This window comes from Pantoea dispersa (assembly GCF_019890955.1).
In the GTDB taxonomy this organism is placed as follows: domain Bacteria; phylum Pseudomonadota; class Gammaproteobacteria; order Enterobacterales; family Enterobacteriaceae; genus Pantoea; species Pantoea dispersa.
This window is the reverse complement of sequence record NZ_CP082348.1, coordinates 28,193-53,969: the sequence shown is the minus strand read 5'-3', so window position 1 is coordinate 53,969 and position 25,777 is coordinate 28,193. Positions and strand designations below refer to the sequence as shown.

Below are 25,777 nucleotides of genomic sequence, written 5' to 3'. Positions count from 1 at the left end.
AGATGATGAAAAAGATTGAAGGAATTGTTCCGGTCATGCTGACCCCGTTTACTGCTGATAACCAGATTGATTACCCCGGACTGGAGAAATTGATTGACTGGTATTTGCAAGAAGGTGTCGATGCACTATTCGCCGTCTGCCAGTCAAGCGAGATGCAATATCTCAGTCTGGACGAGCGTGTTGATCTGGCGCGCTTCGTGGTGGATAAGGTGCAGGGGCGTGTACCAGTGATTGCATCTGGCCACATCAGCGATGACTTGACCGCGCAAATCACCGAGCTGGAAGCCATGGCCAAAACGGGCATCGACGCGTTGGTGCTGGTTACCAATCATCTCGATCCGAAAAATCAAGGCAGTGAAGCCTTCTTTACCCATCTCAATGCGCTGCTGGTAGCGTTACCTGCCGACCTGCCGTTGGGACTTTACGAGTGCCCTGCACCTTATCGTCGTCTGTTAACTGATGAAGAATTCAGCTTCTGCGCCAACAGTGGTCGTTTCGCGGTGCTGAAAGATGTGAGCTGCGATCTGCCCACAGTGGAGCGTCGCGTCAAGCTGGCAGAAGGCACTCCGTTGGCGGTGATCAATGCTAATGCAGCCATTGCCTGGCCAGCGATGCAGGCGGGTTCCAAAGGGTTCAGCGGTGTCTTCACTAATTTCCATCCGGGTCTGTATCACTGGTTGTATCACCACGGGGTACAGCAACCGGAGAAAGCCCATGAACTGTCACTGTTCCTGTCATTAAGCGCCGTGACGGAAACTCTTGGCTATCCGAAAAACGCCAAAATTTATCATCAGCGCCTCGGCACGTTTGCCTCTGAGCACTGCCGTGTGAATAAAGACAACGTGCTGGAAAAATTCTGGGGATTGGGCGTACTACTCGATCAAATCCGGGATGGCAGCGCGCTGTGGCAGCCACGTGTAACCAAATAAAGCCTCTGCAGGGAGGATGCTTATCCTCCCACTGTACCTGAACACCCACTAACGATAACGATACGGGAAAACATCATGATTGTATGCGATCGACTGGACTGGCCGCGAGAGCGCCACGCTTTTCATCCCATAGTTGACCAGGCCATTCGCTGGATTGCGGATACCGATTTTAGCCAACTGGAGGCAGGAAAATACGATTTACTCCCCAATAATCAAATGTTCTGTCTGGTGCAGGAAATGGAGACCGAACCGGCGAGCGATCGTCGCGCGGAATCGCACTTTAACTATGTTGATATCCAATATTTACTGGAAGGACGTGAAAACATCGGTGTGGCGCGTGCCCATCCACAACATCTCATTACTGAAGATCTGCGCAGTGAGCGTGATGTGGTGTTTTATAAGGACACCATTGATGAATCGATGATTACGCTTACGCCCGGTCAATTTGCGCTGTTTTTCCCTCACGATGTGCATCGCCCATGCTGTGCAGCGCCAGACTTGCAGCGCATTCGTAAAGCGGTGATTAAAATTCATCTCGACTTGTTCGCCGCCCCGCAGGAGGTATCATGAAACCCTCCTCGCATACGATATCTGACGCTACTCTCGCGCCGACAACGGTAGTGGGCAAACTGCGCTGGGGCATTGTGCTCCTTTTGCTGCTGGCGGCTGTGGTTAACTATCTTGACCGCGCCAACCTCAGCATCGCTAACACCACAATTGCCGCTGAATTCGGCTTCTCACAAACCGAAATGGGTTTATTGCTCTCCGCGTTTCTCTGGCCCTACGCGCTGGCGAACCTGCCTGCTGGTTGGCTAGTCGATAAGTTTGGCCCAAGGAAAATGTTCTCTTGGGCGCTAGGATTATGGTCCACGTTTACCGTGCTGGCGGCATTTGTGAACAGTTACAGCTTTTTCTATGGCTTGCGTATGATGTTGGGCATCGCCGAATCGCCGTTTTTCACCTCGGGAATCAAGATTACTCATCGTTGGTTTGGTGATGAAGAGCGTGGTTTACCCACCGCGGTCATCAATACAGGATCACAAATTGCCAATGCGATTGCCCCACCGATTCTGACCATGTTGCTGCTAACCTTGGGCTGGCGGGGTATGTTTGTCGCCATTGGTTTAATGGGCATTCCTTTGCTGTTGGCATGGTGGAAGTTCTATCGCGATCCGAATGCGCGTGAAGATGCGCTATTGCATGCGGGCCATCAAGGTGTGGCTGCACCGGAAGAAAAAGCGCAGGCCAGTTGGGGCGCACTGTTCCGCCATAGCACCACGTGGTTTATGGTGATCGGTAACTTCTCCATCATGTTTACCATTTGGGTCTATCTCACCTGGCTGCCAGGTTACCTGGAAAAATCGCTTGGTTTCAGCCTCAAAGCGACAGGCTGGCTCGCCTCAATTCCTTTCTTCGCGGGTATCCTGGGCGTGCTGGTTGGTGGCATGTTGTCCGATCGCCTGGTGCGTCGCGGCGTAAGAGCGATTACCGCACGCAAGGTTCCGATTGTAACCGGCGCTGCCTTAGCTGCGTGCTTCGTGGCACCCATTCCGTTTGTAGATAGCACGCCACTGGCGATTGGCTTGCTGGCCATGGGTTACTTTTGCTCACAGATGCCACAGGGCGCACTCTGGACATTGGCTAGCGATATCGCACCAAAATCTCAGGTCGCCTCTCTGGGTGCGATTCAAAACTTTGGCGGCTTTCTTGGTGCCGCAATGGCACCCATTGTCACCGGCATTATACTTGATACCACCGGCAAATTTACTAATGTGTTCTTGCTGGGGGCGGGTTTGCTGATGCTGGGCGCATTGAGCTATGGCTTGTTTGTGCGTAAGCCACTTGCCGTGAAATAACTGAAGATGCCGTCCTCTGTCGATTAAATGGTCAATGTGAGCTGAATCGGGCTGGCATTAAACAAACTCTGACTTAACCGAGGATGTTATGGCGATAAAATTGATTGCTATCGATATGGACGGCACACTGCTCAACCCACAGCATGAGATCATAGCGGCAGTGAAATCAGCGATTAGCCGAGCGCGTGATAAGGGTGTCCATTGTGTTGGCGACCGGTCGTCCGTTCGTGGGTGTCGAGCGCTATCTGATGGAACCTGATATGCAGCAGCCCGGCCAATATTGCATTATCAATAACGGCGCGCTGGTGCACAGTCCGGATAACGACGACGTCGTAGCGAAAAGACTTTAAGCTTCGATGACATCTTCTACCAGGAACAGCTGGCGCGTGACCTCGGCGTGCATTATCAGGCATTCGATAAATCTTTCCTTCGCTTCAGTCCTGCCCGTCATCTTTCCACACTGGACACTCCGCTATTCCCACGGGGCGTCAACCTCCGGGTTATTAACGATCCGGTCAGGCTGAAGCTTATCTTGGCCAGCCTGAATCTGCGTCAGGAAGACCGGCTGAATGAAATACATTCCCCCCCTCGCTATGCTTCAGGCGATGGCCGTCCTCTGGACTCATGCGGGGCTGAGGAAGAGCTAACAGCTCCGGCTGATTACCGGATGTATCGCGCCGCAGGCAGACGATATTGTGAAGGAGGACGGCAGCGTCATCCGGGCAGGAACTTTGTGCTACCTGCATATCCCTGCAGGAAAAACCTCAAAAGCCTTTGTTAAACCGGTGGCGGCCGTAATGAAAAAAATACGTCGACATCTGGCTGGATGAGCGTTCGGCAGAACAGGCCATGCTCGCGGACGATCGGTCCGGTGAGAAAGTATGTATTCTGTTTCAATACTGCGGTAAACCTGCCGGCTGCGCCATCCTCATTCGTTGACCTCAGACATCAGCCCGAAACCGCTATCGGCCGAAACCCGCAAGGGTTCAGTGGTGCTTGCCGACTTGCCGGTAGAGTTCAAGCGCCAGCAGCCCCGTCTTCCACATCGTGAAACGAGAACCCAGCGACGCGTGATCGTCATTGTTCTGATAGCTACGGATTTCACTGAGCGTAACCGTCGCACGGGCCTCAGTGAGGATGAAATTGGCCACCAGCGTGCCGGCGATCGCAAGCCCCCGCTAGGTTTCTCAGCGCTTTCCATTACTCAACCTGGTTCAGAACTTTAGATCTACGCCGGTCACATTCGTCAGGCAGAACAAGGCAATAATGCCAATGCAAAATTGAGGCGAAACCCACCAGCTATGGCATCAGGGATGCCAGAACCACGCCCGAAGCTGGCGCAAAATCCGGCACCGTTGCCGCGCATCTATGTAGGATAAAGTTCAGAGAAGGCAGGCGTCTGGCAGCAATCGCATAACTATCAATCGCCGGACCGATCGGTGTGCAGGCTGTGGAAAGTGCCGCTGTGATTGCTGTTGTGGCTTTTACCGCCGCATGTCCCAAGCGTCAGTAGGGCATCAAAGGGTTGCAGAAGGCGTTAACCAGCTATCGTGACGGGATGCCTCTTACTTACCGATAATGCCGTAGTGCATTTCTGCGTATTTGAAAGTGGGAATAAAAGTAAGTTAGTTGCGCACGCTCGCCTGAGCGAGGCGTTTTATGGCGGCTGCGGGTGACTTGCGCGTGACAACCTTACATGGTGCGTCTACCTGTGAAGGGTCAGTATGCCTACACTCACTCCTTATAGTTTATATAAACTATAAGGAGTGGCAGTTCAGGTTTAAACATAAGCTATAGTGAGTTGATGTAAGCTATAGGGAGTGATGTAAGTTCTGCTATTTTGTAGCTGTGAAGCCGGCATGACATATAATTCATTTAAAATCAGAAAGATAAAATAAAATAAGAAAGACTCTGACTTGTCAGTCATAAGCTGTAGTGAGTAATCAGCTGCTCGTTATCACTACATAAGCTATAGTGAGTGAAAAAACGGTAATATGCGTTTTTTATAAACTGTAGTGAGTGATGACCTTCAGAGGAAGGGGGTATATAAACTATAGTGAGCAACCTCGACTCCTCAGCGCATAGATATAAGCTATAAGGAGTAAAAAGGCGTCTTTTACGGCCTAAACCTAAGCTGTAGTGAGTAAATTTTTTCCAAAAATTGATAAAATTCAGCCAGTTAGTAAAAGGCTGTACTTACAGCCTCATTGATTCTTTGCTCTCCGGAGAAGAAAACAACTCATCACAGCGTATGTGTTACTGAGACTTAAAAATCTTTTCCAGATCCTGAAGTGAAATACCGAGCTTATCAAGAAGTTCAATCTTTTCCTGCAGTTGCGGATCGAGCGACTCTTTTGTTTTCGTTGTTGCCTTCGGTGCTTCCAGCTGCTCCGTCTTGGGCGCTCTGAGCTTTGGATAGCGATTATGGACCTGGAAGTAGACGCTGCGTCCCTTCTGAACTTCGCTATAGTCCAGATAACCAATCTCTTTAAGCTGCTCCATCGCACGGCGCACTGTCTGGTTTTGCGAAAACACAGGAGAGCGCAGATTCAGCCTTTCGCGAAGCCGCGCCAGGGAGATAGGGGCCGGGTTTTTGGGAAGGCTTTCAATGTAGGTATAGAGTGCCTGAGCGGACTCACGGCGTTTAAGCGCGTTGATCGCCTTGAGCTGCAGTAACACCTTGTGATCAAACTCATAGAGCTCGAAAAGCTTCGGGTCAGCCTGCAGAATAACAATGTCTTTTTTGGTATCGTAAAAAGCAGACTGAACCAGATGTGTGATGTATTCTTTTGCGTCGTCGCCGCTTTTTGAAGAGAAAGAGATGGTGGTGCTGGCAATACGCTTCAGAGACGGGCTGATACGCTCTCTGAGCTGCTTTGAGGAGCGGCTTGAGGGGATGCCGCAGAGCTTGGCAAACTCTACAAATGAGAGCTGTACCTTGTCGCCAATTACCTTATCTTTGTGCTTTGCAAAGGAATGGATGATCCCGACCCAGGTCTTGAAATCGTTATCCATATCTAGGCGTGGGCCGACTATCTCAACCTTTTCATAACCTTCCGCTTTTGCAAGAGACAGGCGCGTCAACTCCTCGGTCGCATCAGTTGTTGAAGAGGTGTTTTTCTTGCTGTTTTTTAACGACTTAAGCGTAGGTACAAATACGCCCAGGCGCATCAGAGCCACCGGCTGCACAGTATTATTGGCATTCGGCGTCAGGGTTACGATTTCCCCGGATTTCGTGTCTTTTTCTTCAAAAAGCTTTGTTAAGTCAAGATTGTCGCTGGCCACAAGCGTTCCTGCACACGTTTCAGAGGATCGATGAGCATGATCAACCGATCCAGATTGTGAATTGTTAGATAACAACTCGCCAATGATCGAAGTAAACCTCTGACAGACAATCAGATTAGTTATCCACAATCAAAACGGGAAAATGAGCGGTAAACTCACTATAGCTTATGTGTTTTCCTAATTACAGCTTATATTTTACTTTCTATAGCTTATTGTGATCTCTGTATAGCTTATATTTTACTTGCTATAGCTTATGCGGACCCCCTTCAGGCTAGAGCTGGCGCGGGCTGCGGCGATCGGGGATCTCTTTGGGATCTATAAAGGATCTCATTAGGATCAATTTATTGGGATCTATCGCGTGGATAAGTGGATAACTATCATGTCCCCCCTGCTTAACAGGTAAACCCGCGCAATCATCAACGGGTCATTTACAGCCGATCCTGCTGCAGATTAACCGTCACTGTAGGCCGCTTTTAACCAGACTGTTTTTATGTACATATGAAAGCCTTGAAGTGCTATGGGTTATCACCCTCACTCTTTGAAAAGAAAAGTCATGAGGGACACCTCTGAAATTTTCTGACTGCTATTTTGCGCACAGTAACGGTTAATCAGACTTTCTCTCTTAAACGATCGCTCAGCAGTAATTTGATCGTAAGAGGAACAAAAATTATGCTCAGATGTAAAATCCCAGTTGTTAAGGTCTACAAAATGGTATGTGAAAAAAAAGTTTTGCTTTCTGCTTCTAAATGTCTGTTAATGAATAATATTTTTTATTTTGTTAGGCTTTTAAGTATACTTTTTGTACATGCCAATAAGATGTAGAAAGCAACGTTATCAGCGCGGTCATCACAACGATCGCAGAAGATTTGCCATCAAATTGTACGCTGAGACACCACAAATATCCCTTCTCCTATCGGTCAAGCCGTGGACAAGGAACAGTGGTTCCAGTTAACAGACCATATTGTGTCTTATGGGTGTGACGCCCTCAAAGTGGTCATTGTGAGTCCCGCAATCACCACTGCATGTTTGATCGATAATTCTCTATATCCTGAATGTTGATTATTAAGGGGCTAGGCCGATTGAGGTAGTTAACTCGGCTGTTAACGCCAGACCGTGCAGAAACATGATTTCTGGGATGGGAATTTCAGGTTGAAATTTTTCCAGATTGGCTAGAAATAACAGCAGGTTAGAGAGGTTTTTTGGTGGGTATCTAATAGAAAGGGGAGATACTCACTGGAGTGACTCCCCTTTTTTTCTCGCTGGATTGAAAATTATTTTGCGAGCATCTTTTCAATAACGGCTTTCACAGCATCATCGAGCTCTGCCTGCCAGGCAGCAGGAAGACGCGAAAACTCATACGTCACAAGGCGCTTTTCGGCGTCCGTTTTTTTCCGCGCAAACTGCTTTTTATCGCTGAATTCCGCTATTTTTTCGGTTACCACTTTTTTTGCATCACGTGCTGACTTAGGTTCTGCACTGGCAGCGCGAAAATAGCCAATAATTTTCGCCTTAACAGCCGGATCATCGTGCTCAGTGAGCGCATCATGCGCAATACGTTCACGCACGCCCTCTGCCAGTTCCTGGACACTGATTTGCCTGCTTGCCGCTTTCTCTGCAATATCAAGTAAGGTCTTATAGTCATTGATAGAGAGCTCGCTGACGGAGGGAAAGACCGCAATCACTTCATCTGGTACCGACGCCGCCTGGAAAGCACGCGTGACTTTTGCCGGAGACAGCCCCTCCGCTGCAGCAATGTCAGACTGATTCATATGCTCCGGGTACATTAGTTTCAGGCGGTTACCCAATTCACGCAGTGTGTGCTCTTTTGCCGTCTGAATGTCGATGGCCAGCTGGCGGGCGTCTGAAAGTGAAAGCTCGTCTTTCGTCACTAACACTTCAAATGGCATACCGCTGTAAAGGCATGCGGCCCTGCGGCGTGAACCGTCTAGGACTTCAATACGCCCGTCTACCTCACGGCCAATAGCCGGAAAGAACTGCTGCAGTTTAATGGTGCGTGAAATGTCGCTGACGGATTCTTCAGTTAAAAAGGCCTGATCGCGGCCGTTAATCGAGGCATCCACGTAAGTCTGCGTCTCGATGTCATCATGCAGAATCTTCGTTAGCGTAAACCGCGCTGTGGCAGCGGACTTAAGAGTAAAAGTGCGGGCACTTTCCGTTTCGCTCAGCATTTTGCTGAAGCTGGAGTTACCCAGGGTACGTCCCATTTTCTTCAGTTCTTTCATTATTGCATCCCTCTAACAAACTCAATCCGTTTAAACACGGCCTGAGTAAAGCGTTCGGCTTCACGTTTGGCATTTTTAAGGGCTTCTGAACTGCCCGGATAAGACTGTGGATCGGCACTGACAATGGTGTCGAACGTTTCTCCGCAGCGCTCAAACCCATCCAGTCGGGGAAGCGTGGCATCTAGGATGTAAGACGTAAACACGTCCCGGGCCAGCCCATGCGTCATCTCATGATCGCGTTTCGACGTCATTTTAGACATGAAGCCGATATTTCCTTTTATACGCGGTGTAATCCCCTCCTCTTCCAGCTGTTCCAGCATATCGGGTAAGCGGGTGAGATATTTCAGGGTTGAGTGGAAATCCACTTGCGCGGGCGGCGTTGGCGTGAGAAGCAGATCGCTTGCAGCAATGGCATTAAGCATGAATGCGTCAAGGTGAGGACCGGTGTCGACAAAGATGAAATCATAGTCGCTTCCCACCCTGTCGATAATGTTTCGGCGCAGGACTTCAGAAGGCAACACGCCGGGCAGATGTTCCTGAACCAGGCGATCCCACTGGCTGGCCACAAATCCATCATCAATAGAAGCCGGGATAATATCCACACCCGGAATAATGGTTGGCTTAATGATTTGTTCTCTGAGCTGTTGCGCATCAAGATCATTAAGCATGGCCTGAGCGGCGGTTTCGACAATCGACCCGATGCTGTTAGCCTGGTTAAGGAACATGGTGCTGGATGCCTGAGGATCCAGATCGATAACCAGATTGCGCAAATCATATTGCAGTAAGTCAGGGTGAACGCGTAACCCATGAGCAAGCGTCACCGTACTGACCGTTTTGGACACCCCACCCTTGAGGTTCACGACGAAAATCACAAACGGGCCTTCGCCCTTATGGATGTCACGGTATTTAGGCACTTTCCGGTGAGCGTAGATATCAACAACGTCCTGAACAGTCAGCGCGTAATGTTTCGCATTCCCGGCATCCTTTTTGCCAAATACATGCCCTTTTGATTCCATTTCTTCAATGGCCTGCTCAACAGCGCGGCGGCTGAGCTTAGGCAGATTGGCTACGGCATTACGCGTGAATGTCTGATAGAACTGATCAAGACCGAATTCCTGCCGCTTATCGATAATGTCATCACTCATGCTGCGCAACATAGCATTCGCTCTGCGCGCAGTTTCATCTACTCCACCGTAGTTACTTTTCATCATCCGCTCCGCTGACAATTATTTTAGCTAGTGTACACTTATGAATGTTTTGTACAATATTTTTCTGTTTTTAGCAAAAAGTTGTACTTGAGTGTTGCGTGGATTTATTGTCTCTTATACCGCTTTTACAGGGGGCTCAGGTGACATGCAGCGGGTGGAATGCCGCAAGCCCCCTGCCCTTTGCCTGTCTTGGATCTGACGTAAATTAGCCTGAAATAATAATGAAATTCCCATGCGGATTTCATTGTTAACTTTCTGATTTATAATATTTTTAGTTATTTATTTCAATGTGAAATTCCCAGCCGATTTACTGCCTACTCATGGTTTAATCAGGATTTTAACGCGATTGTCAGATGCGTGACACTCGCGATTTTAAGGCCACTACGGGCAAGCATTATGGGCAGTGAAAGTTAGCCTGGCGTTTATTCACCGCCAACAGGTTTCTGATTCCTGTATTCATACCCGGGCTTGTAGAATTCGTACAAGAAATGGAATGCTGTTTGGGACTTGACCCATCGTACTGGCCTGATTAATCGCAGCGAAGATAATCTGCAAGTGTTAGATTCGTGAACGCATCCATAGACACAGATTTAAAGGGGGGCTCGCTGAGGCGACCGCTCTGCCACTGTTGCCGCTGACTGAACAGCAGGGTCTGTAATCGTATGGCAATCAGGGTGTCACACAGTAAAGGAGAGAGTGATTGCCGTCAGGCTGCAGAAGAAGGCCTTGGAATAGCGCCTTTGAATTCACCCGTCACTTGCCAAATGCACCACTGAAAGTAGGGCTTCGCCCTGCCCTCTTTTATACAGGCAAAGGGATAGAAAGATTGAAAGTAATAATATCGACTCAGCTATCCTCTGAAAGGAGGACAGTCAGCTTCAGAGAAGTTCAGGCATCTTAATAGCTTTGTTGCGGACAGTTGAAAAAAATGGCAGGGAGTGGTTTAGTAAACGTTAATAATCATTCACCTTCACTGCATAAGGCCCGTAAATTTGTCGCTACAGTCTGCAGAGTGGTTCAGCCGCAATGGCGTGGAATGCTCACGCGTCAGTGCCTGTAATGCTGGCTTCCCAAAACATCTTCATGATGAATATGTCATCAGCGCCAACCTGACGGGGGTGGAGGAAATCTGGCTGGCAGGTAAAACCGCATACGTTAAAAGTGGGCAGGTGACTTTATATAATCCGGGGACCATTCAGGCGTCGCGTTTTGACAGTCAGTCCGTTGATTTTATCAGCGTGCACATGCCCCAAAGCGTCATGAAGCTTCTGGCTGATGAGGACAATATATGCAGCGACAGCCAGGCGCCAGTTCTACGAGAAGGCATTATCGAAAATAGGCGGCTGTTTAATGCGCTGTACCGGTTTGCAGCTTCCGCGCGCGAAGGTGAAGGGGCAAATGAAGAGCAGGAGCTGATGTTGCTGTGCGGCGAACTACTGGAGAGCCCGGCATTACTGCAGGGCAATGATGAACAAAGAATTAACGTTGTGATTGAATACCTGAGAGAAAATCTCAGCGTAAAACCCCAGCTTGCTAGGCTTGCGCAAATGGCGGGGCTGAGTAAATATCACCTTGTGCGTTTTTTTACCCGGCATACAGGTATGCCGCCCCTGCAGTACCACATGCAGCTTCGCCTGCATCATGCTCGTGACTTACTTCGCAGAAACGTTCATCCACTTGATGCAGCAATAATGCTGGGTTTTTACGATCAGAGTCATTTCATTAATGCCTTTCGCAAAGTAATGGGGACGACGCCCCATCACTATGCTTCGCAGGTCTGTTCAGGCTACCATAAATTCCCGGTATCCTGACACAATGACATAGAGCGCAAAATAGCTGAAGATAAGGGCCGAGGCGATGTAGGAATATTTAAGCAGCCGCTGACCAAGCATTCTGCCGCCGAAGCTCCCGACAAGGCAAAGCACGCATGTCCAGAACATACCTGCAATAAAGAACCCGCTCAGAAACCACGATGTGCCAGTCAGGCTATGATGGCCCATCCGGGAAATCAGCGCACCGCCCACGGTGGCAAACCACAAGATGGCTGTGGGCGAGGACATGGCTAGCACAACACCCCGCCCGAACTCCCGCAGGAGCGGGCGAGCCTGATGAGATTCGTTTACATTAAGTTCTGCTGCCTTTCGGTATGCAGCCACCAGCATTTTACCGGCGAACCATAACAGCAGGGCTCCACCGCCTATCCATAGCACCCAGCGAACCACTTCATACTGAAGCAGTACTGCCATTCCTGCTAGCGCCAGTAATGCATAGGCTAGGTCACCGACGCAGGTACCCATACCCAGCCAGAATCCATGGAAATACCCTCGCTGCATGGCAAGGGTAATCATTGCGATATTGGCAATGCCGATATCGAGACACAGCGATAAACTTAGCAAAAATCCGTTTGAGAATTCGATCATAATATAAAACCTTTAATCTTCTGGTCGTATTCAATCATGTCGACCGTTTTGCCAAGCCGATTGACCAGCATTGCAGCTTCTTCACGCTGATGATGCGGTGAATAACGTTGAAGGAACTCCACGGCTTTTCCTGTATCGCCCTGAAGAACAGAGTGAGTCATCGCACTGGCCAGCGCGGTTAAAGCAGGTTTAACCCTGGCAACATCTACTTCATAATGGGTTCCATTCCAGTACAGGCACTGATGTTCCGTCAGCCATTTAAGCTGAATATACGCTGCACCGGCATCGGGATAGTCGCAGGGACCACGACGCAGATACCGAAGCATCTCCAGCATAAATACTCTCAACTGGTGCGTTTCATCCAACTGCAATGCCTGACGGGAATCCTCAGTCAGGCACATCAGAAGGCCAAACACGTCAGCCAGCGCCTCCTGAATGACCATGGATCCCCACCGGTCCTGCTTGCTCAGGCTGCCGAACCTCATTTTTTCAATGACAATGGAATGTCCCAAATCGTGACCTCTGAACCACGCAATCAAGTGACGGGCACAGATGCTGCTTTCCGGAATAACATTCTGTTGCCAGCCGAGTAGAGAAGCCTGGGTTCGGGCGAAACGTTCGAACAGATTGATATACGTATTTGCAAACACGATGGTGCGTTTTTGAGGCGCGTACTTGACGCCCTCGTCTTCAGGGAAGAAATAAGCAAAGTGTTTTGGATAGCTGTTGGCTTCGCCGGCAATCGCAAACAGGTCAACGATTTTGTAACGGCAGCCGGGCAGGGCAATCAGCCGCTCATCAATTTGGCGCTGCAGCCAGGCCAGGTTATCTGAAAAAAATTCGTCCACCACATCGGAAACTTCCTGCAGTCCGTGATTGGGTAATCCAAACCATGCGGAATAATGCTGTGCCCTGGATTTTCCCACCCATGTCGACATATAACCAATACCCTGCACCAGCTCCTGTTCATCAAGACCGGCTATCTGCGGGAGCAGTTCGCCTGCGGTAAGGGGATCTGAAAGAACATCAGCGCGCAGTTGCAATGCTTTTCGGGTGTCCGGGTCAGTAAATTCCCGGGCGAGCTTAAAACAGATAATGCTGAGCTTTTCTTCAACGGACTGAAGCAATGTGGTGCCGGTTCGCGTGGCAACTGGATGGATATGATTTGCCGCATCGGCAAGCCGAGTAGCCTGATGGATAAGATCCAGCACAGCCGGAGAAAGTGAGTCTGGCAGAGGAATATTCATCATATGAATGTGATATGAATCAGCAGCAGGCCAGAATGGGGTCGTAAACATGAAATTCCCTTCCATAATGATTAACGAGACACTCACTTAACCAGTCCGCATGTTTTCGGTATTGGAAAGAATTGCGCTGTATCCTCAGATCAATTTAACGGGCAGGCATTCAGACAATAACAGTGTCTTGTTACTACTGAGAATGGACCTTATTAACCTCAAATTGAAGTCAGATATCGCCTGTCCGGCGGCGAATGCTTTTTCTTACATGAGAAGGGGAGGAAATATGTCAGACCTGACATTACGTCAGCAGAACGGTATTTTATTCATCATGGTTCCGAATGATGTGGCTGACCGGGCCGGCTGGACACCTGGCATACGGTTTAACGTCACCGTCGAGGGTGAGATAGTGTCACTGACACCTGCTTCGCGCCTGCCCCGCGGCCGTAAAACGCTGGCGCATCTGCTGTCCGGTATTGATCAGAGTGAGTTCAGCTATCTTAACGAAGAAAGTCACGACGGACTTAATGACGCGCCGCAGGGCAAAGAATCAATCTGAGGGTTCTGCGTGCAGGACATACATGGTGTTTAGCAGGCCGGGGCCTGACGCTTACCCTGAGCGCATTCAGTCGGCCTGATGCCCGACGTATTGCATTTATACGGCCTGCCGCCTGCTCGGGAATGAAAGCTTGGCTATAAACCATTTTGCTATGGTAGACAGAAGGCGGTATTGAAAAAATAGACTATGATATATATGATGTATAGACTGTAATATATAAAGGTGGACATGTGTGGCTCGTTGAAACCACGGATTTATTCGCGGAATGGCTCAAAGAGCAGGACAGGGCGATGCAGCTGGATGTGCTTGCCGCACTGAACCTTCTGAAGCAGGAAGGTCCGCATCTTGGTCGGCCCCATGTGGATACGCTTTACGGCTCAAAAATCCCGAACATGAAAGAACTGAGGGTGCAGAGCAACGGGCGGCCCGTAAGAGGGTTCTTTGTGTTTGATCCTATGCGTAAAGCCATTGTCCTATGTGCGGGTAATAAAGAAGGCGCAGATGAAAAGCGCTTCTACAAGACCATGATTAAAACAGCGGAAAATGAGTACCACCGACATCTGGACCGACTGAAACGGAGCGGGAAATGAAAACGCTTGATGACCTGATGGCTGATCTGACACCTGAAGAACTCACTCAGGTACATGAAAAAGTCGCGGCAATGCGACTTGATTCTCAGCTGTATAAACTGCGTGAGGCGTTGTCGAAAACACAAAAGCAGCAGGCTGAAGCCATGGGTATTGCACAGCCTTCCGTAGCGGCTATTGAAGGGCGCGGTGAAGATCTGAAAATTGCCACGCTCAAACGTTATGTTGAAGCCCTTGGCGGTCAGCTGACGATTGGAGTTAATATGCCTGGCGGCGAGCACGTCGATTTTACCCTCTGACTGATGCTGATATCTGGAAGGTGCGTTAGCGGAAATACGCCTGACGCATTTTTTCGACAAGTGCCGGTGAGCGCTGGCCCTGATAGTAACGCAAATCAAGGGTGTTATGCCCGGCTTCTGAGCCTGTTCGGTAGAAAATTTGCCATACAGGCCTCTCTGAAAAGAAAACAGGAGATATTCCGTTTGCTTGCCCGGCTATAATACGCGGGCAACTGAAATGTCATCCCAGCGCGTGGTCCATGCCGGCGAAAGCATCTCGCGTTTCATTTGCCACTCATTGCTGACACCCTGACGGGCAAACCACATGTGCCCCAGCCCGGACTGATTAATGCCGTCCAGCACCTTCATCAGCTGCGCGCTGTTTGCCTGCGGCTTATCCTCATCAAACAGGTTCAGCTGACTGACGCCGTTGGGCGTGAAGTCATCGAGCATTATGCCGGCCTTCGTATAGCGCCGCCCTTCAAGCCAGATGCGGTCGAGCGATCGCATCGCCACCCCGATCACGTCCCGCGTATCCTGCGAGGGTAGGGTGAGGTTCTCGCCGGCGCTGTTGCCGTAAAAGACTTCTCCCTGCGCATGCGGCGAGGTCCGGATAAAAACGCTGATGCGCCGGCAGAACTGGCGCTCATTTCTCAGCTTCTCCGCCGCCCGGGTGGCGTACTGACACAGCGCTTCCTGCATGGCCACTTTTGTCGTGATGCGCTCCCCTAAGGAGCGGCTGAAGACGATCTGCTGTTTCGCCGGCGCAAACCCTTCGAGGGGAATGCACGATTCCCCGTTGAGCTCTCGCACGGTGCGCTCGAGTACCACGCTGAAGTTTTTTCGGATGAGGGCAGGGGGCGTGCGCGCCAGCTGAAGAGCGTTTTCAATGCCCATCAGGTTGAGTCTTTTGCAGATGAATCGCCACGGCTTTAACAGACACCTCGGAGTCATTTAAGATGGCTTAAAGAGAGGTGCCCATGAGCGGTAAGCGTTATCCCGAAGAGTTTAAAATCGAAGCAGTCAAACAGGTTGTTGATCGCGGTAATTCTGTTTCCAGCGTTGCAACACGTCTCGATATCACCACCCACAGTCTTTACGCCTGGATAAAGAAGTACGGCCCGGACTCATCCACTAATAAAGAACAGTCAGATGCTCAGGCCGAGATCCGCCGACTCCAGAAAGAGCTGAAGCGGGTTACCGACGAGAGAGACATACTAAAAAAAGCCGCGGCGTACTTCGCAAAACTGTCCGACTGAGGTACGCCTTTATCCGCGACAACCGCCGTTGCTGGCCTGTTCGTTTGCTCTGTCGGGTTCTGGACGTCCATCCGAGTGGATTTTATGTCTGGCTTCAGCAGCCACATTCACAGCGTCACCAGGCAGACCAGATGCTGACCGGGCAGATCAAACAGTTCTGGCTTGCGTCTGGCTGCGTCTATGGTTATCGCAAGATCCATCTGGACCTGCGGGATAGCGGGCAGCAGTGCGGAGTGAACCGGGTCTGGCGGCTGATGAAGCGTGCCGGTATAAAAGCTCAGGTTGGGTACCGTAGCCCACGGGCACGTAAAGGCGAAGCCAGCATCGTGGTACCGAACAGGCTCCAGCGGCAGTTCAATCCGGACTCACCAGATGAGCGTTGGGTGACGGACATAACCTACATCCGAACTCACGAAGGCTGGCTGTATCTGGCCGTGGTGGTTGACCTGTTCTCCCGGAAAGTTGTCGGCTGGTCAATGCAACCCCGCATGACAAAAGAGATTGTCCTGAACGCATTATTAATGGTGGTGTGGAGGCGTAATCCTCAAAAACAGGTACTGGTTCATTCTGATCAGGGCAGTCAATACACGAGCCATGAGTGGCAATCGTTCCTGAAATCACACGGTCTGGAAGGCAGCATGAGTCGTCGCGGTAACTGTCACGACAACGCGGTTGCGGAAAGCTTTTTCCAGCTACTGAAACGCGAACGGATTAAGAAAAAGATCTACGGAACACGGGAAGAAGCCCGCAGTGATATTTTTGATTACATCGAAATGTTTTATAACAGTAAGCGTCGGCATGGCTCGAGCGATCAGATGCCACCAACTGAATACGAAAACAAATATTATCAACGGCTCGAAAGTGTCTAGATTATCCGTGGCGATTCATTACATGGCGCTTGAAAAGGCTCATAGCAGCAGTAATAAGAAAATGACTTTTGGTGAAAACAGAGATCTTAAAAACGTTGTCACCCCTCCAGTTGTGACTGGAAAAACTAAGCGTGTTAACGTCAATTTTGATGAGGAAAAGCACCTGAGATTCAAGGCTGCTTGCGCCAGAAAAGGTACTTCTATGACAGACGTCATCAACCATCTTGTTGATGACTGGCTTAAAGAAAACGAATAAAAGCGATCCCATGATTAATCTGCTGGCTATAAAGTTACAAGCCATTTGAGAAGATGTCAGGGGCACTGAATCTGAAGGTCATAATGAACAGACTGGTTACTTTAATTTTAGGATTTATGGGGCTTAGAAAGCTCGATGGCAAAGACAGCAAAAGCGCTGCTGAATGGGGCTTTCTCCTGAGTGCCCTGTTCATCGTGCCGCTCTTTTTCTTGCCGCACGCCAGCGAGCTGATCAAAATTGGCCTTCAGCTGCTGTGGGGGGGCTGCGTTTCGCGCGCGGCATTCATGGCCAACGACAGCTGGAAGCAAAACAAATCACGCTGAGCGATTGCAGCGTGATGGAGAGTCAATAATGTTAATGCATGAACTGTTTAAGCAGGTCCGCGGGCAGGGAAGGGTAATGACTACAATCACCCAGTCTGCAGATATGTTTAAAGGCAACGTTCGCCGGCGGCGTCCCGCGTTTGACGAGTGGGTCCGGAAGCTGCATCCTGGCGACAGACTGCCCCGGGGGTGTTACTTCAGGGACAAAAAACCGGGGCTTCCATTCTTACTCATGGATGAATTCTGGATTTATAACCAGTAAGGAGAGCAGCTCCCCGACCGAGACCCTGAAACGTCCGGAACATCCGTGGTATCTCAGAGCACCCGAGCAACGGGAATGTCGCTCCAGCGCGTTGTCCAGGCAGGAGATAACATCTCCCGCTTCATTTTCCATTCTGTATTCACGCCCTGACCCGCAAACCACAGGCTGCCGAGCCCGGACTGGTTGATGCCGTCCAGTACTTTCATCAGCTGCGCGCTGTTGGCCCGCGGCTTATCCTCATCGAACAGGTTCAGCTGACTGACGCCGTCTGGCGTGAAGTCATCGAGCATGATGCCGGCCTTCATGTAGCGTCGCCCTTCAAGCCAGATGCGGTCGAGCGATCGCATGGCCACCTCAATCACGTCGCGCGTATCCTGCGTGGGCAGGGTGAGATTCTCGCCGGCGCTGTTACCGTAGAAGACTTCTCCCTGCGCGTGCGGCGAGGTCTGGATAAAACGCTGATGCGCCGGCAGAACTGGCGCTCATTTCTCAGCTTCTCCGCCGCACGGGCGGCGTACTGACACAATGCTTCCTGCATGGCCACTTTTGTCGTAATGCGCTCACCAAAAGAGCGGCTGCAGACGATCTGCTGTTTCGCCGGCGCAAACTCCTCGAGGGGAATGCACGATTCCCCGTTGAGCTCGCGAACGGTGCGTTCAAGCACCACGCTGAAGTTTTTTCGGATGAGGGCAGGGTGCGCGCGCGCCAGCTGCAGGGCGTTTTCAATGCCCATCAGGTTAAGCCGCTTGCCGATGCGCCGGCCAACGCCCCATATCTCCTCTACGGGCTGGTTGTTCAGCAGCGTCGCGGTACGCTTCGTATTATCCGGCGTCAGTGCCAGTACCCCGCGGAACTGCGGCCACTCCTTGCTGGCCCACTGCGCCGACTTAGCCAGGGTTTTTGTCGGCCCCATGCCCACGCCGACGGTCAGACCGGTCGTGGCCAGCACGTGGGCGCGCAGGCGTCGGCCGAAGTGCTCAAAGTCCTCGCAGCCATCGATGCCGGTTAAATCGAGGAACATCTCGTCAATTGAGTACTGCTCAACCTTCGGTGTCATTTCCTCCAGTGCCATCATGACCCTGTTCGATAACGAGTGGTTTATGTGGAATGCAATTTAAACAAAAAAATGAGCGACTATACCTCATGGCCTGAAATCCAGAGCCTTACTTATTCAGACTTAAATTGCTGCAGTCATCCATGTCGACTGCGTCTGACTTAAGGACGTTTTGGCGTATCTGCCCGCGCAGCGCGTGGTGGTGCTGGCCGTTGCCGTAGCGGCTCAGGCCCCCTGGACGTTCAGTTCCCTGCGACCCGGCGTCTCGGTGCTGGTGATGCCGAACTCCAGCCCGCTGTCGCTCTGCACGAGTCCGGCGGTGCCGGAAAACATTCGCCGGGTGCTTCGCGAGGCCCACGCTGCGCTGGCAGGCTGAGGGCGCCAGCAGAATAATACTGACAGGTTTTCCGTCCGGTTCTATACTCACAGTACAGGGTGATGGCGTTCCACCTTTCCCAACCGCTCCGTTCCGGAGCTGATGACGCCTGATGTGACTCTTGATTTTCAGGAGGTGCGTCAGGCCGTCCATACTTTCCTCCCGGCCTGCGTACTTCCCTTTATGGGGAGAGACCCTTGATACACGTTTTTGGCCACATCAATCCTGACAGCGACGCTATCTGTACGGCCGTCGTCACCGCGCACTGGCTGACCGGGCGCGGCATGGACGCCCGCGCATGGCGTCTCGGCGAGGCTAACCGCGAAACCCGTTTTATTTTTGACGGCGCCGGACTCACGCTGCCGCCGCTGCTTGATATTCCTTTACAGGATGAACGGGTCTGGCTGGTCGATTTCACAGAGCCGGCGCAGGGGCCTGACGACCTGCTCCGGAGCAACGTTGTGGGCATCACTGACCACCACCGGCTGGGCGGGCTGATAACACAACTGCCGCCGGAGGTGCACATTCGCCCGACTGGCAGCAGCGCCACCCTGCTCTGGCTGCTGATGGACACTCAGGCGCGTCGCGCGCTGCCCCCGACGCTCGCCGTGCTTCTGCTGGGCGCACTCCTGAGTGACACCGTGAATCTTCGCTCGCCGACCACCACCGAAGACGATATCCGTTCGGCGACCGAACTGGGCGTGCTGTCCGGTGTAAACCGCAGAGCCTTCGCCCGTGACCTCCTCACCGCAAAAACAGACGTCACCGGCCTCAGCGCACAGCAGCTGCTGGACAGGGACCTCAAGGCCTTCGTCATTGCCGGCACCGACGTGCGCATTGCCCAGATTGAGGTCAGCTCACCGACACAGGTTGCCCCTGTGATGGACGACCTGCTCGCAGCCCTGGCGTATCTGGCAGACCAGTCGGGTGCCGGCCTGGCGGTGCTGATGCTGACCGACATTCGCGCCGGGTTTTCAACGCTTTACTTCGCCGGGCGGGAAAGCGTTAACGCCGCCTCCTGCTCCGTACCGGGCATGCTCAGCCGCAAAAAACAGCTTCTGCCGTGGCTTGAGTCCCGCCTTAACCAGAACGGGAGTTCATTATGACCTGCTACACCCACGCACTGATACTTGTGAATGATAAAGACGACGGCACCCTTCTGCTGAAACGGGCGGTCGCGCTGGCGCAGCCGCTCGGCATGAAAATTACCCTGGCGCACATCAGCGACGACTACCGGGAGATGAACTACGCGTCCGACAGCCTGTTGGACGACGTCGTGTCGGAGGAGGTGGTGAAGGCTAAAGCGTTTCTGAGCGAGCTGGCGGCTTCAGTGTCTGAGGCGGTCGATACGCGGGAACTGGTCACCATGCACCGTTTTGAGGACGTGGAGAGGTGCATCGCGGAGCTGGGCGTGGACCTCGTGCTTGCCGGGCACCGCAACCGCTTTATGGGAATGCTCACCTCCCGCTCGGCGGAATACATCAACCACCTTACGGTGGATGTGCTTATCACTCACCTGACTGACTGAACCGGGAGAAACACCATGCATTTTACACTGGATAACGTGACCGCCCGGGAAATTCTTGACTCGCGCGGCAACCCCACGGTTGAAGTCGAAGCCCGGACCGCGGACGGGATGATGGCGCGCGCCTCGGTGCCTTCCGGGGCCAGCACCGGGTCGCGCGAGGCCGCAGAGCGCCGCGACGATGACGCACACCGTTTTGGCGGCAAAGGCGTTCTGGATGCCGTCAGGGCGGTTAATACGGAAATCTGCCAGGCCGTGCGCGGCAGCGACGTGCGCGAACAGCGTCAGCTGGACAACATCATGCTGGCGCTGGATGGCACGGAGAACAAGAGTCGCCTGGGTGCCAATGCCATTCTGGGCGTGTCGCTGGCGGTGGCCCGGCTGGCGGCTCAGGCCTCGCACGAGCCGCTGTGGCGCTACCTGGGGGGCCTGCAGGCGAACCTGCTGCCCGTGCCGTGCATGAACATCATCAACGGCGGCGTGCACGCCCGCGGTCAGGGCGCGGACTTCCAGGAGTTTATGATAGCCCCGCACGGCGCGCCCACGCTGCGCGAGGCCGTACGTCAGGGCAGCGAGGTCTACCAGGCGCTGCGCCAGATCCTGCTGGACAAAAACCTCTCGGCGGCAGTGGGCGATGAAGGCGGCTTTGCGCCCGCCGTGTCGTCGAACCGCGACCCGCTGGCGTTTATCGTACAGGCGATTGAGAAGGCGGGATACCGGCCCGGAGAGGACATCAGCATCTGCATGGACCCCGCCTCAAGTGAGTTTTACGCTGACGGTCAGTATCATCTGCGCACCGAGGGCAGCGCGCTGAGCGCGGCGGAAATGACGGCGTACTACGGCGAGCTGATGGACCAGTTTCCGGTCATCCTGCTGGAAGACGGCCTGGCCGAGGACGACTGGGCGGGCTGGAAGCATCTGCACCAGCAGCTCGCGGGCCGGGCCGAGCTGGTTGGCGACGACCTTTTTGTCACCAACGTGAAGTACATCCAGCGCGGCATAGACGAAAACCTCGCCAGCGCCGCGCTGATTAAGCTCAATCAGATAGGCTCGCTCAGCGAAACGCTGGACGCCGTGGCGCTCTGCCAGCGGCACGGCTGGGGCGCGTTCATGTCCCACCGCAGCGGGGAAACGACGGACACGTTCCTTGCAGATTTGACGGTGGCACTGCGCGCGGGACACCTGAAAACCGGCGCGCCGTGCCGCGGCGAACGCGTGGAAAAGTACAACCAGCTGATGCGCATCGAGCAGGCGCTGGGTGACGATGCGCACTACGCGGGGCTTCATGCGTTTGTGCGCCGCACGTAATGCATCCGCCGGACGGTCCCCGTCCGGCACGGGAGCACTGCCTGTGGCACCTGCAACGCTGATCCTTTTGCGTCATGGCGAAAGCCAGTGGAACCGGGAAAACCTTTTTACCGGATGGACGGACGTGCCGCTGACGGACCGGGGGCGGCAGGAGGCCGACCGGGCCGGTGACGCGCTGCGGGCAGCGGGCCTGATGCCCGACCGGGTCTTCACCTCGGTGATGACGCGCTGTGTTCATACGGTCTGGCGGGTGCTGGACCGTCTTGACCGCAGCTGGACGCCCGTGGAAAAAAGCTGGCGGCTGAACGAGCGCCACTACGGTGCGCTGCAGGGGCTGAACAAGGACGCGGCTGCCCGGCTGATGGACGCAGAGACCGTGCGGCTCTGGCGCAAAAGCTTCAGCGGTATTCCGCCCGCGGACGCGGAGGCTCCGGCGCAGCTGCGTCGGGACCCGCGCTACCGCCGCGTTGCGCTGGCCGACCTGCCTGCAACGGAAAGCCTGGAAATGACCCTGCGTCGCGTCATGCCGTACTGGCACCACGTTGTGGTGCCACAGTTGCGCTGCGGAAGTACCGTTCTGATTGTGGCGCACGGCAACACGCTGTGCGCCCTGACCGCCTTTCTGGACGGCATGCCTCACGACAGCGTGGCTCAGTTGCATATCCCGACCGGCGTGCCGGCCGTATACCAGATGGATGAGGCCGCACAGGTCGTGTCCCGTTATGTTCTGAATATAAAAAAATAAACAGGAGTGAACGTGAATCAGCTTTTTGCCGTCATCACCGGCGGTGCTTTAGGGTGTGTAATCCGCTGGCAGCTGGGCGCACGCCTGAACGCGCTTTTTCCGGACCTGCCGCCGGGGACGCTGCTGGTCAACCTGCTGGGTGGATTTATCATCGGGGCGGCGCTGGCGTATTTTCTGCGCCATCCCGGCCTCGATCCGGCCTGGCGGCTGCTCATTACCACCGGGCTGTGTGGCGGAATGACGACATTCTCCACATTTTCAGCTGAGGTTTTTGCCCTGCTGCAGTCAGGCAGCTATGCCTGGGCAGCCGCCTCGGTGCTGATACACGTGCTGGGTTCGCTGGCCATGACGGCGGCCGGATTTTATATCATGACGCTGTGTGGTTAACCCGGACCGTACGGCCTATAATCCAGGGGAGACCTCAGTGCAGCGACCGCTGCACTGAGGTCAGACAGTTCAGTATACTGTTCAGAATCGCTCTCTGCAGGCCTGACCCGGCAGGGTTACGCCTGTAATGCTTCCCCTAAATCAGGGACACTGTCGAGACAGTGTTTCAGGTCTGCCTGTTCTGGTAAAGGTCCCAGCGATTGCCATAGAGGTCCTCAAACACGACAACCATTCCGTATTCTTCCTCCCGCGGCTCCTGACAGAAGTGGACGCCTTTTGCCTTCATAGCATTGTAATCGCGCCAGAAGTCGTCGGTCTGCAGAAACAGAAAAACCCGCCCGCCGCACTGGTTGCCGATAAAGCCTTCCTGCTGGTCATTCGACGCGCGGGCAAGAAGAATAGCACAGTCGCTGTCAGGGTCCGGCGTCACGACGACCCAGCGCTTACCCGGCTGCGGCGTGTCCTCAATCAGGGTAAAGCCCAGCTTATCGGTGTAGTACTCAATTGCACGATCGTAGTCATCGACAACGACAGCCACATACCCCATACATCGCTTCTGTTTTCTCATCTGCTGCTCCATCAGTTACGGCATAACGCCCACTATAATCAAATTTATATCAATACGACGTTCGGTCGTCTGTACTGATTCTGCACCGATACCCTCAGGCCGGACATTGTAGGCATCTGATCCGTCAGGATTGTGGCCCCAGTCTTGTGAGAGCATGCCCAACCTTTTCAGCATCCTGCTCCAGTATGGCTCTCTCATCGGGAGTGAGCGGAACCTCTTCGAGGTAACGCCGGATGGATGCTTTACTCTCCAGTATCAGCCCGCGCGCGCTGTCTTTAAGCAGGTTGAAATCGCAGCCGATGCAGGCCATCCGGTGCTGACAGCTGCTCCAGAAGGGATTGGTGCAGTATGAGTCACCCAAATCATAGTACGTCGCGGGGCCTGTCAGGCTGGCGGCTTTCGGATCGTGGTCAATGAGCACGCTTATCATGTGAGCAATCCTGTCTGCTTTTACGAATGAGGCAGCCAGTTGAGTCGGACGGATGCGGAGATAATGCATGGTGGATTGAGGCGTTGAGTGTCCCGTCCACTGCATCAGTTCGTACAGCGACATGCCCTGCGGCACGCTGGCCAGCGCGGTCACCGCAGAGGCCCGTCCCCGGTGGCTGGTTATGGTTCCGCCACTATCCTTTAAGGGTACGCCCGCTCGTGCACACAGCATCGGTATTACTGTGTTATTGAGAATGGTGCCGCCAGCAGGCTTACCGCGGTACTGAAACAGAAGCCGGACTTTCTCACCCGTCCGATCGTCGGCCAACATCGCCTGTTCTGCAGGGCGCTCATCCAGCCAGAGATCGACGTATTTTTTCACCACAACTGCTACCGGCTTAACAAAGGCTTTTGAGGTTTTCCCGGCAGGGATATGCAGGTAGCACAGCGTTCCGGCCGGGATAATGCTGCCGTCCTCCTTCACAATTTCATCCGCCTGCGGCGTGATGCATCCTGTCGTCAGACGGAGCAATTCGTTTTTCCGCAGCCCTGCATGGGTCCAGATAACGGCCATCGCCTGCAACATGGCCAGCGGATAATGTATTTCAGTGAGCAGGTCTTCCTGACGCAGATTGAGGCTTGCCCAGATGAGTTTAAGCCAGACCGGATCGTCGATCACCCGTGGATTGACCCCACGGCGGAACAGGGGGGTGTCGGGCGTGGAAAGATGACGGGAAGGGCTGAAGAGAAGCCGGCCCCAGCCCCAGTTTTCATAATCAATCATAAAACGACGCAGTGAATAGATAAAATGCGCCCGTGAATGCGGCATCATGGGCTCGCCGGAGCGAGCCGATTTTCTGGTACCCCTCTCCGTGCCAAGCTGAAGCTCATCCACGTTCATCCGGCCTACCGCCGCAATAAAGCTGGCGCAGGTTTCCATTGTCCAGTCTGCCGGTTCCCGCACCTGCGGATGCCCCTTTGCCAGCCAGAGGCCGCAGCGCAGAATAAAGCTGTACTGGTTTTCACGGGTGCGCGGCCTGAGAACCGACGTTTCGCGCCAGCGGCGGCACCAGTGTACCCAGGCCGGGTCGATTCCTTCGACAGGCTTTTCATACCATTGCGTGTAGTTTCTCATCCTCATCGGTGCGCTGAAAATACCCAGCGCGGCGAGTGCGTGTGAAACGCGACCGACATACCGGGAAGTCCCCGCGTCCATGCCGGACTGGACCTGGCAGAGCAGTTCCGGCGTAAATGACTCAAGCCGGGGATCCCTGTTCACGATCATCAGCGTGGCCAGTATGCCTGAGACATGATTTTTCTGGCTGGCCGGGGCATATCCCAGAGACGTCAGCGTATCGGTCAGCCGTTGCAGTTCATGGTGATAAAAAGCCTGGCCAAAGATGGCAGAGGCATAAAGTGCCGGTTTTCGGATATCGGGCAGGCTGAGCGGATCATGAAAATCCGCCAGATGCCAGGCAAAAGCGGCCATTAGCGGACGGCCCTCCCGGACTTCCCGGCACAGCGTCAGCCAGCGTTCCTGCGGCCAGCACCAGCAGGGCAGGCCGGTTACATGCATTTCGCGCAGCAACCTGGCTATCACCAGCCCGGCGATTTTGCTGCCACTTCCGCTTCCGGCGGCAATATCCGTCATCGGCCTGATGAGGTCTGGTACGGGATCCATGCGTAACATACCGGACCGGCTGTGGGAGCTGGCCAGCGCCACCTGTTCAGCGGAACTCAGTGACGTTTCAGGCCGGTATTCAGTCATGTCGAACGGACGCCAGTTGCATTCAATCGGTCTTTGAGTGCTCAT

The 25,777-nt window shown here is 53.3% G+C and carries 24 protein-coding genes, 3 pseudogenes and 1 riboswitch; of the genes and pseudogenes, 17 read left to right on the top strand and 10 right to left on the bottom strand.

Features of this window, described 5'->3' with window-relative positions:
* Nucleotides 1-5 precede the first annotated feature (5 nt).
* The 4 genes and pseudogenes from K7H94_RS22340 to K7H94_RS23095 form a co-directional block, all read left to right on the top strand.
* Nucleotides 6-929, top strand: coding sequence for a dihydrodipicolinate synthase family protein (locus K7H94_RS22340; RefSeq protein WP_222952541.1), 924 nt, complete (start codon nucleotides 6-8; stop codon nucleotides 927-929).
* A 75-nt stretch (nucleotides 930-1,004) separates the two neighbouring features.
* Nucleotides 1,005-1,499, top strand: a complete 495-nt coding sequence (locus tag K7H94_RS22335) for a NanQ anomerase/TabA/YiaL family protein (protein ID WP_222952511.1) — start codon at nucleotides 1,005-1,007, stop codon at nucleotides 1,497-1,499.
* On the top strand, nucleotides 1,496-2,785 hold the full coding sequence (locus tag K7H94_RS22330) for an MFS transporter (RefSeq protein ID WP_222952510.1): 1,290 nt from the start codon (nucleotides 1,496-1,498) through the stop codon (nucleotides 2,783-2,785). The genes K7H94_RS22335 and K7H94_RS22330 overlap by 4 nt, the downstream gene beginning before the upstream one ends.
* Nucleotides 2,786-2,873: 88 nt before the next feature.
* Nucleotides 2,874-3,242: pseudogene (locus K7H94_RS23095) on the top strand (HAD hydrolase family protein); the annotation flags it as partial.
* Between the two features lie 529 nt (nucleotides 3,243-3,771).
* On the opposite strand, the gene K7H94_RS22320 reads toward K7H94_RS23095, so the two are convergent.
* The 4 genes from K7H94_RS22320 to K7H94_RS22305 form a co-directional block, all read right to left on the bottom strand.
* Nucleotides 3,772-3,936 carry a hypothetical protein gene (locus K7H94_RS22320; RefSeq protein ID WP_222952509.1) on the bottom strand — a complete coding sequence of 55 codons (165 nt, stop codon included), beginning with the start codon at nucleotides 3,934-3,936 and terminating at the stop codon, nucleotides 3,772-3,774.
* Between the two features lie 1,105 nt (nucleotides 3,937-5,041).
* The gene (locus K7H94_RS22315; protein ID WP_222952508.1) at nucleotides 5,042-6,070 is read right to left on the bottom strand and encodes a RepB family plasmid replication initiator protein; all 1,029 of its coding nucleotides are present in this window, start codon (nucleotides 6,068-6,070) and stop codon (nucleotides 5,042-5,044) included.
* Nucleotides 6,071-7,341: 1,271 nt separating this feature from the next.
* The gene (locus K7H94_RS22310; RefSeq protein ID WP_125311850.1) at nucleotides 7,342-8,316 is read right to left on the bottom strand and encodes a ParB/RepB/Spo0J family partition protein; all 975 of its coding nucleotides are present in this window, start codon (nucleotides 8,314-8,316) and stop codon (nucleotides 7,342-7,344) included.
* Nucleotides 8,313-9,521 carry an AAA family ATPase gene (locus K7H94_RS22305; protein ID WP_065647942.1) on the bottom strand — a complete coding sequence of 403 codons (1,209 nt, stop codon included), beginning with the start codon at nucleotides 9,519-9,521 and terminating at the stop codon, nucleotides 8,313-8,315. Before K7H94_RS22305 ends, K7H94_RS22310 begins: the two co-directional genes overlap by 4 nt.
* A 992-nt stretch (nucleotides 9,522-10,513) precedes the next feature.
* On the opposite strand from K7H94_RS22305, the gene K7H94_RS22300 reads away from it, so the two are divergent.
* Nucleotides 10,514-11,332 carry a helix-turn-helix transcriptional regulator gene (locus K7H94_RS22300; RefSeq protein WP_059012900.1) on the top strand — a complete coding sequence of 273 codons (819 nt, stop codon included), beginning with the start codon at nucleotides 10,514-10,516 and terminating at the stop codon, nucleotides 11,330-11,332.
* Here the strand turns inward: K7H94_RS22300 and K7H94_RS22295 are convergent.
* Both K7H94_RS22295 and K7H94_RS22290 read right to left on the bottom strand, forming a co-directional pair.
* On the bottom strand, nucleotides 11,303-11,941 hold the full coding sequence (locus tag K7H94_RS22295; protein WP_088516990.1) for a LysE family translocator: 639 nt from the start codon (nucleotides 11,939-11,941) through the stop codon (nucleotides 11,303-11,305). The two genes, K7H94_RS22300 and K7H94_RS22295, sit on opposite strands and share 30 nt — an antisense overlap.
* Nucleotides 11,938-13,239, bottom strand: coding sequence for a hypothetical protein (locus K7H94_RS22290; protein ID WP_222952507.1), 1,302 nt, complete (start codon nucleotides 13,237-13,239; stop codon nucleotides 11,938-11,940). Before K7H94_RS22290 ends, K7H94_RS22295 begins: the two co-directional genes overlap by 4 nt.
* Nucleotides 13,240-13,288: 49 nt before the next feature.
* Here K7H94_RS22290 and K7H94_RS23090 point away from each other — a divergent pair, with 49 nt between their 5' ends.
* The 3 genes from K7H94_RS23090 (at nucleotide 13,289) to K7H94_RS22275 (ending at nucleotide 14,624) form a co-directional block, all read left to right on the top strand.
* Nucleotides 13,289-13,738, top strand: a complete 450-nt coding sequence (locus K7H94_RS23090) for an AbrB/MazE/SpoVT family DNA-binding domain-containing protein (RefSeq protein WP_245001443.1) — start codon at nucleotides 13,289-13,291, stop codon at nucleotides 13,736-13,738.
* 230 nt (nucleotides 13,739-13,968) lie between these two features.
* The gene (locus K7H94_RS22280) at nucleotides 13,969-14,328 is read left to right on the top strand and encodes a type II toxin-antitoxin system RelE/ParE family toxin (RefSeq protein WP_125311853.1); all 360 of its coding nucleotides are present in this window, start codon (nucleotides 13,969-13,971) and stop codon (nucleotides 14,326-14,328) included.
* Nucleotides 14,325-14,624, top strand: coding sequence for an XRE family transcriptional regulator (locus K7H94_RS22275; RefSeq protein ID WP_059012908.1), 300 nt, complete (start codon nucleotides 14,325-14,327; stop codon nucleotides 14,622-14,624). Before K7H94_RS22280 ends, K7H94_RS22275 begins: the two co-directional genes overlap by 4 nt.
* Nucleotides 14,625-14,819: 195 nt before the next feature.
* Here K7H94_RS22275 and K7H94_RS22270 read toward each other — a convergent pair.
* Nucleotides 14,820-15,527, bottom strand: a pseudogene (locus K7H94_RS22270) (DinB/UmuC family translesion DNA polymerase); the annotation flags it as partial.
* A gap of 56 nt (nucleotides 15,528-15,583) precedes the next feature.
* Between K7H94_RS22270 and K7H94_RS22265 the strand changes: the two are divergent.
* The 3 genes from K7H94_RS22265 (at nucleotide 15,584) to K7H94_RS22255 (ending at nucleotide 17,310) form a co-directional block, all read left to right on the top strand.
* Nucleotides 15,584-16,731, top strand: a protein-coding gene (locus K7H94_RS22265; protein WP_222952506.1) for an IS3 family transposase whose coding sequence is annotated in 2 segments (ribosomal slippage) — nucleotides 15,584-15,821 and nucleotides 15,821-16,731 — 1,149 coding nt in all. Because the reading frame shifts where the segments join, the coding sequence is not laid out codon by codon here.
* A 22-nt stretch (nucleotides 16,732-16,753) separates the two neighbouring features.
* On the top strand, nucleotides 16,754-16,987 hold the full coding sequence (locus tag K7H94_RS22260; RefSeq protein WP_222952539.1) for a plasmid partition protein ParG: 234 nt from the start codon (nucleotides 16,754-16,756) through the stop codon (nucleotides 16,985-16,987).
* Between the two features lie 83 nt (nucleotides 16,988-17,070).
* Nucleotides 17,071-17,310 carry a hypothetical protein gene (locus K7H94_RS22255; RefSeq protein WP_059013031.1) on the top strand — a complete coding sequence of 80 codons (240 nt, stop codon included), beginning with the start codon at nucleotides 17,071-17,073 and terminating at the stop codon, nucleotides 17,308-17,310.
* Between the two features lie 315 nt (nucleotides 17,311-17,625).
* Here K7H94_RS22255 and umuC read toward each other — a convergent pair.
* Nucleotides 17,626-18,668: pseudogene (gene umuC / locus K7H94_RS22250) on the bottom strand (translesion error-prone DNA polymerase V subunit UmuC); the annotation flags it as partial.
* 130 nt (nucleotides 18,669-18,798) lie between these two features.
* Here umuC and K7H94_RS22245 point away from each other — a divergent pair.
* From K7H94_RS22245 to crcB, 6 genes are all read left to right on the top strand, one after another.
* Nucleotides 18,799-19,002, top strand: coding sequence for a hypothetical protein (locus tag K7H94_RS22245; protein WP_245001442.1), 204 nt, complete (start codon nucleotides 18,799-18,801; stop codon nucleotides 19,000-19,002).
* A 49-nt stretch (nucleotides 19,003-19,051) separates the two neighbouring features.
* Nucleotides 19,052-19,121, top strand: a riboswitch (Fluoride riboswitch).
* Between the two features lie 78 nt (nucleotides 19,122-19,199).
* A complete protein-coding gene (locus K7H94_RS22240; protein ID WP_222952505.1) occupies nucleotides 19,200-20,108 on the top strand; it encodes a DHHA2 domain-containing protein in 909 nt (302 codons plus the stop codon).
* Complete coding sequence (locus K7H94_RS22235; protein WP_222952504.1) at nucleotides 20,105-20,530, top strand: universal stress protein; 426 nt, start codon at nucleotides 20,105-20,107, stop codon at nucleotides 20,528-20,530. The genes K7H94_RS22240 and K7H94_RS22235 overlap by 4 nt, the downstream gene beginning before the upstream one ends.
* 15 nt (nucleotides 20,531-20,545) lie before the next feature.
* Nucleotides 20,546-21,835, top strand: coding sequence for a phosphopyruvate hydratase (eno, locus tag K7H94_RS22230; RefSeq protein ID WP_088515996.1), 1,290 nt, complete (start codon nucleotides 20,546-20,548; stop codon nucleotides 21,833-21,835).
* A gap of 43 nt (nucleotides 21,836-21,878) precedes the next feature.
* Entirely contained in the window at nucleotides 21,879-22,580 is a 702-nt protein-coding gene (locus K7H94_RS22225) for a 2,3-bisphosphoglycerate-dependent phosphoglycerate mutase (RefSeq protein WP_222952503.1), read from the top strand.
* 12 nt (nucleotides 22,581-22,592) lie between these two features.
* Entirely contained in the window at nucleotides 22,593-22,967 is a 375-nt protein-coding gene (gene crcB / locus K7H94_RS22220) for a fluoride efflux transporter CrcB (protein WP_010260804.1), read from the top strand.
* Between the two features lie 166 nt (nucleotides 22,968-23,133).
* On the opposite strand, the gene K7H94_RS22215 is transcribed toward crcB, so the two are convergent.
* Nucleotides 23,134-23,535: a VOC family protein gene (locus K7H94_RS22215; protein ID WP_222952502.1), complete on the bottom strand. Its 402-nt coding sequence runs from the start codon at nucleotides 23,533-23,535 to the stop codon at nucleotides 23,134-23,136.
* A gap of 124 nt (nucleotides 23,536-23,659) precedes the next feature.
* Nucleotides 23,660-25,777, bottom strand: a complete 2,118-nt coding sequence (locus K7H94_RS22210; protein ID WP_222952501.1) for a tyrosine-type recombinase/integrase — start codon at nucleotides 25,775-25,777, stop codon at nucleotides 23,660-23,662.

What these genes read in the sequence shown, in the direction of transcription:
- K7H94_RS22260 (WP_222952539.1), top strand. Translation starts at nt 16,754, where the DNA reads ATGGCGCTTGAAAAGGCTCATAGCAGCAGTAATAAGAAAATGACTTTT.
- K7H94_RS22235 (WP_222952504.1), top strand. Translation starts at nt 20,105, where the DNA reads ATGACCTGCTACACCCACGCACTGATACTTGTGAATGATAAAGACGAC.
- K7H94_RS22305 (WP_065647942.1), bottom strand. Translation starts at nt 9,521, where the DNA reads ATGAAAAGTAACTACGGTGGAGTAGATGAAACTGCGCGCAGAGCGAAT.
- K7H94_RS22335 (WP_222952511.1), top strand. Translation starts at nt 1,005, where the DNA reads ATGATTGTATGCGATCGACTGGACTGGCCGCGAGAGCGCCACGCTTTT.
- K7H94_RS22255 (WP_059013031.1), top strand. Translation starts at nt 17,071, where the DNA reads ATGAACAGACTGGTTACTTTAATTTTAGGATTTATGGGGCTTAGAAAG.
- K7H94_RS22275 (WP_059012908.1), top strand. Translation starts at nt 14,325, where the DNA reads ATGAAAACGCTTGATGACCTGATGGCTGATCTGACACCTGAAGAACTC.
- K7H94_RS22330 (WP_222952510.1), top strand. Translation starts at nt 1,496, where the DNA reads ATGAAACCCTCCTCGCATACGATATCTGACGCTACTCTCGCGCCGACA.
- K7H94_RS22340 (WP_222952541.1), top strand. Translation starts at nt 6, where the DNA reads ATGAAAAAGATTGAAGGAATTGTTCCGGTCATGCTGACCCCGTTTACT.
- K7H94_RS22290 (WP_222952507.1), bottom strand. Translation starts at nt 13,239, where the DNA reads ATGTTTACGACCCCATTCTGGCCTGCTGCTGATTCATATCACATTCAT.
- eno (WP_088515996.1), top strand. Translation starts at nt 20,546, where the DNA reads ATGCATTTTACACTGGATAACGTGACCGCCCGGGAAATTCTTGACTCG.
- K7H94_RS22210 (WP_222952501.1), bottom strand. Translation starts at nt 25,777, where the DNA reads ATGAGCACTCAAAGACCGATTGAATGCAACTGGCGTCCGTTCGACATG.
- K7H94_RS22215 (WP_222952502.1), bottom strand. Translation starts at nt 23,535, where the DNA reads ATGAGAAAACAGAAGCGATGTATGGGGTATGTGGCTGTCGTTGTCGAT.
- K7H94_RS23090 (WP_245001443.1), top strand. Translation starts at nt 13,289, where the DNA reads ATGTTTTCGGTATTGGAAAGAATTGCGCTGTATCCTCAGATCAATTTA.
- K7H94_RS22295 (WP_088516990.1), bottom strand. Translation starts at nt 11,941, where the DNA reads ATGATCGAATTCTCAAACGGATTTTTGCTAAGTTTATCGCTGTGTCTC.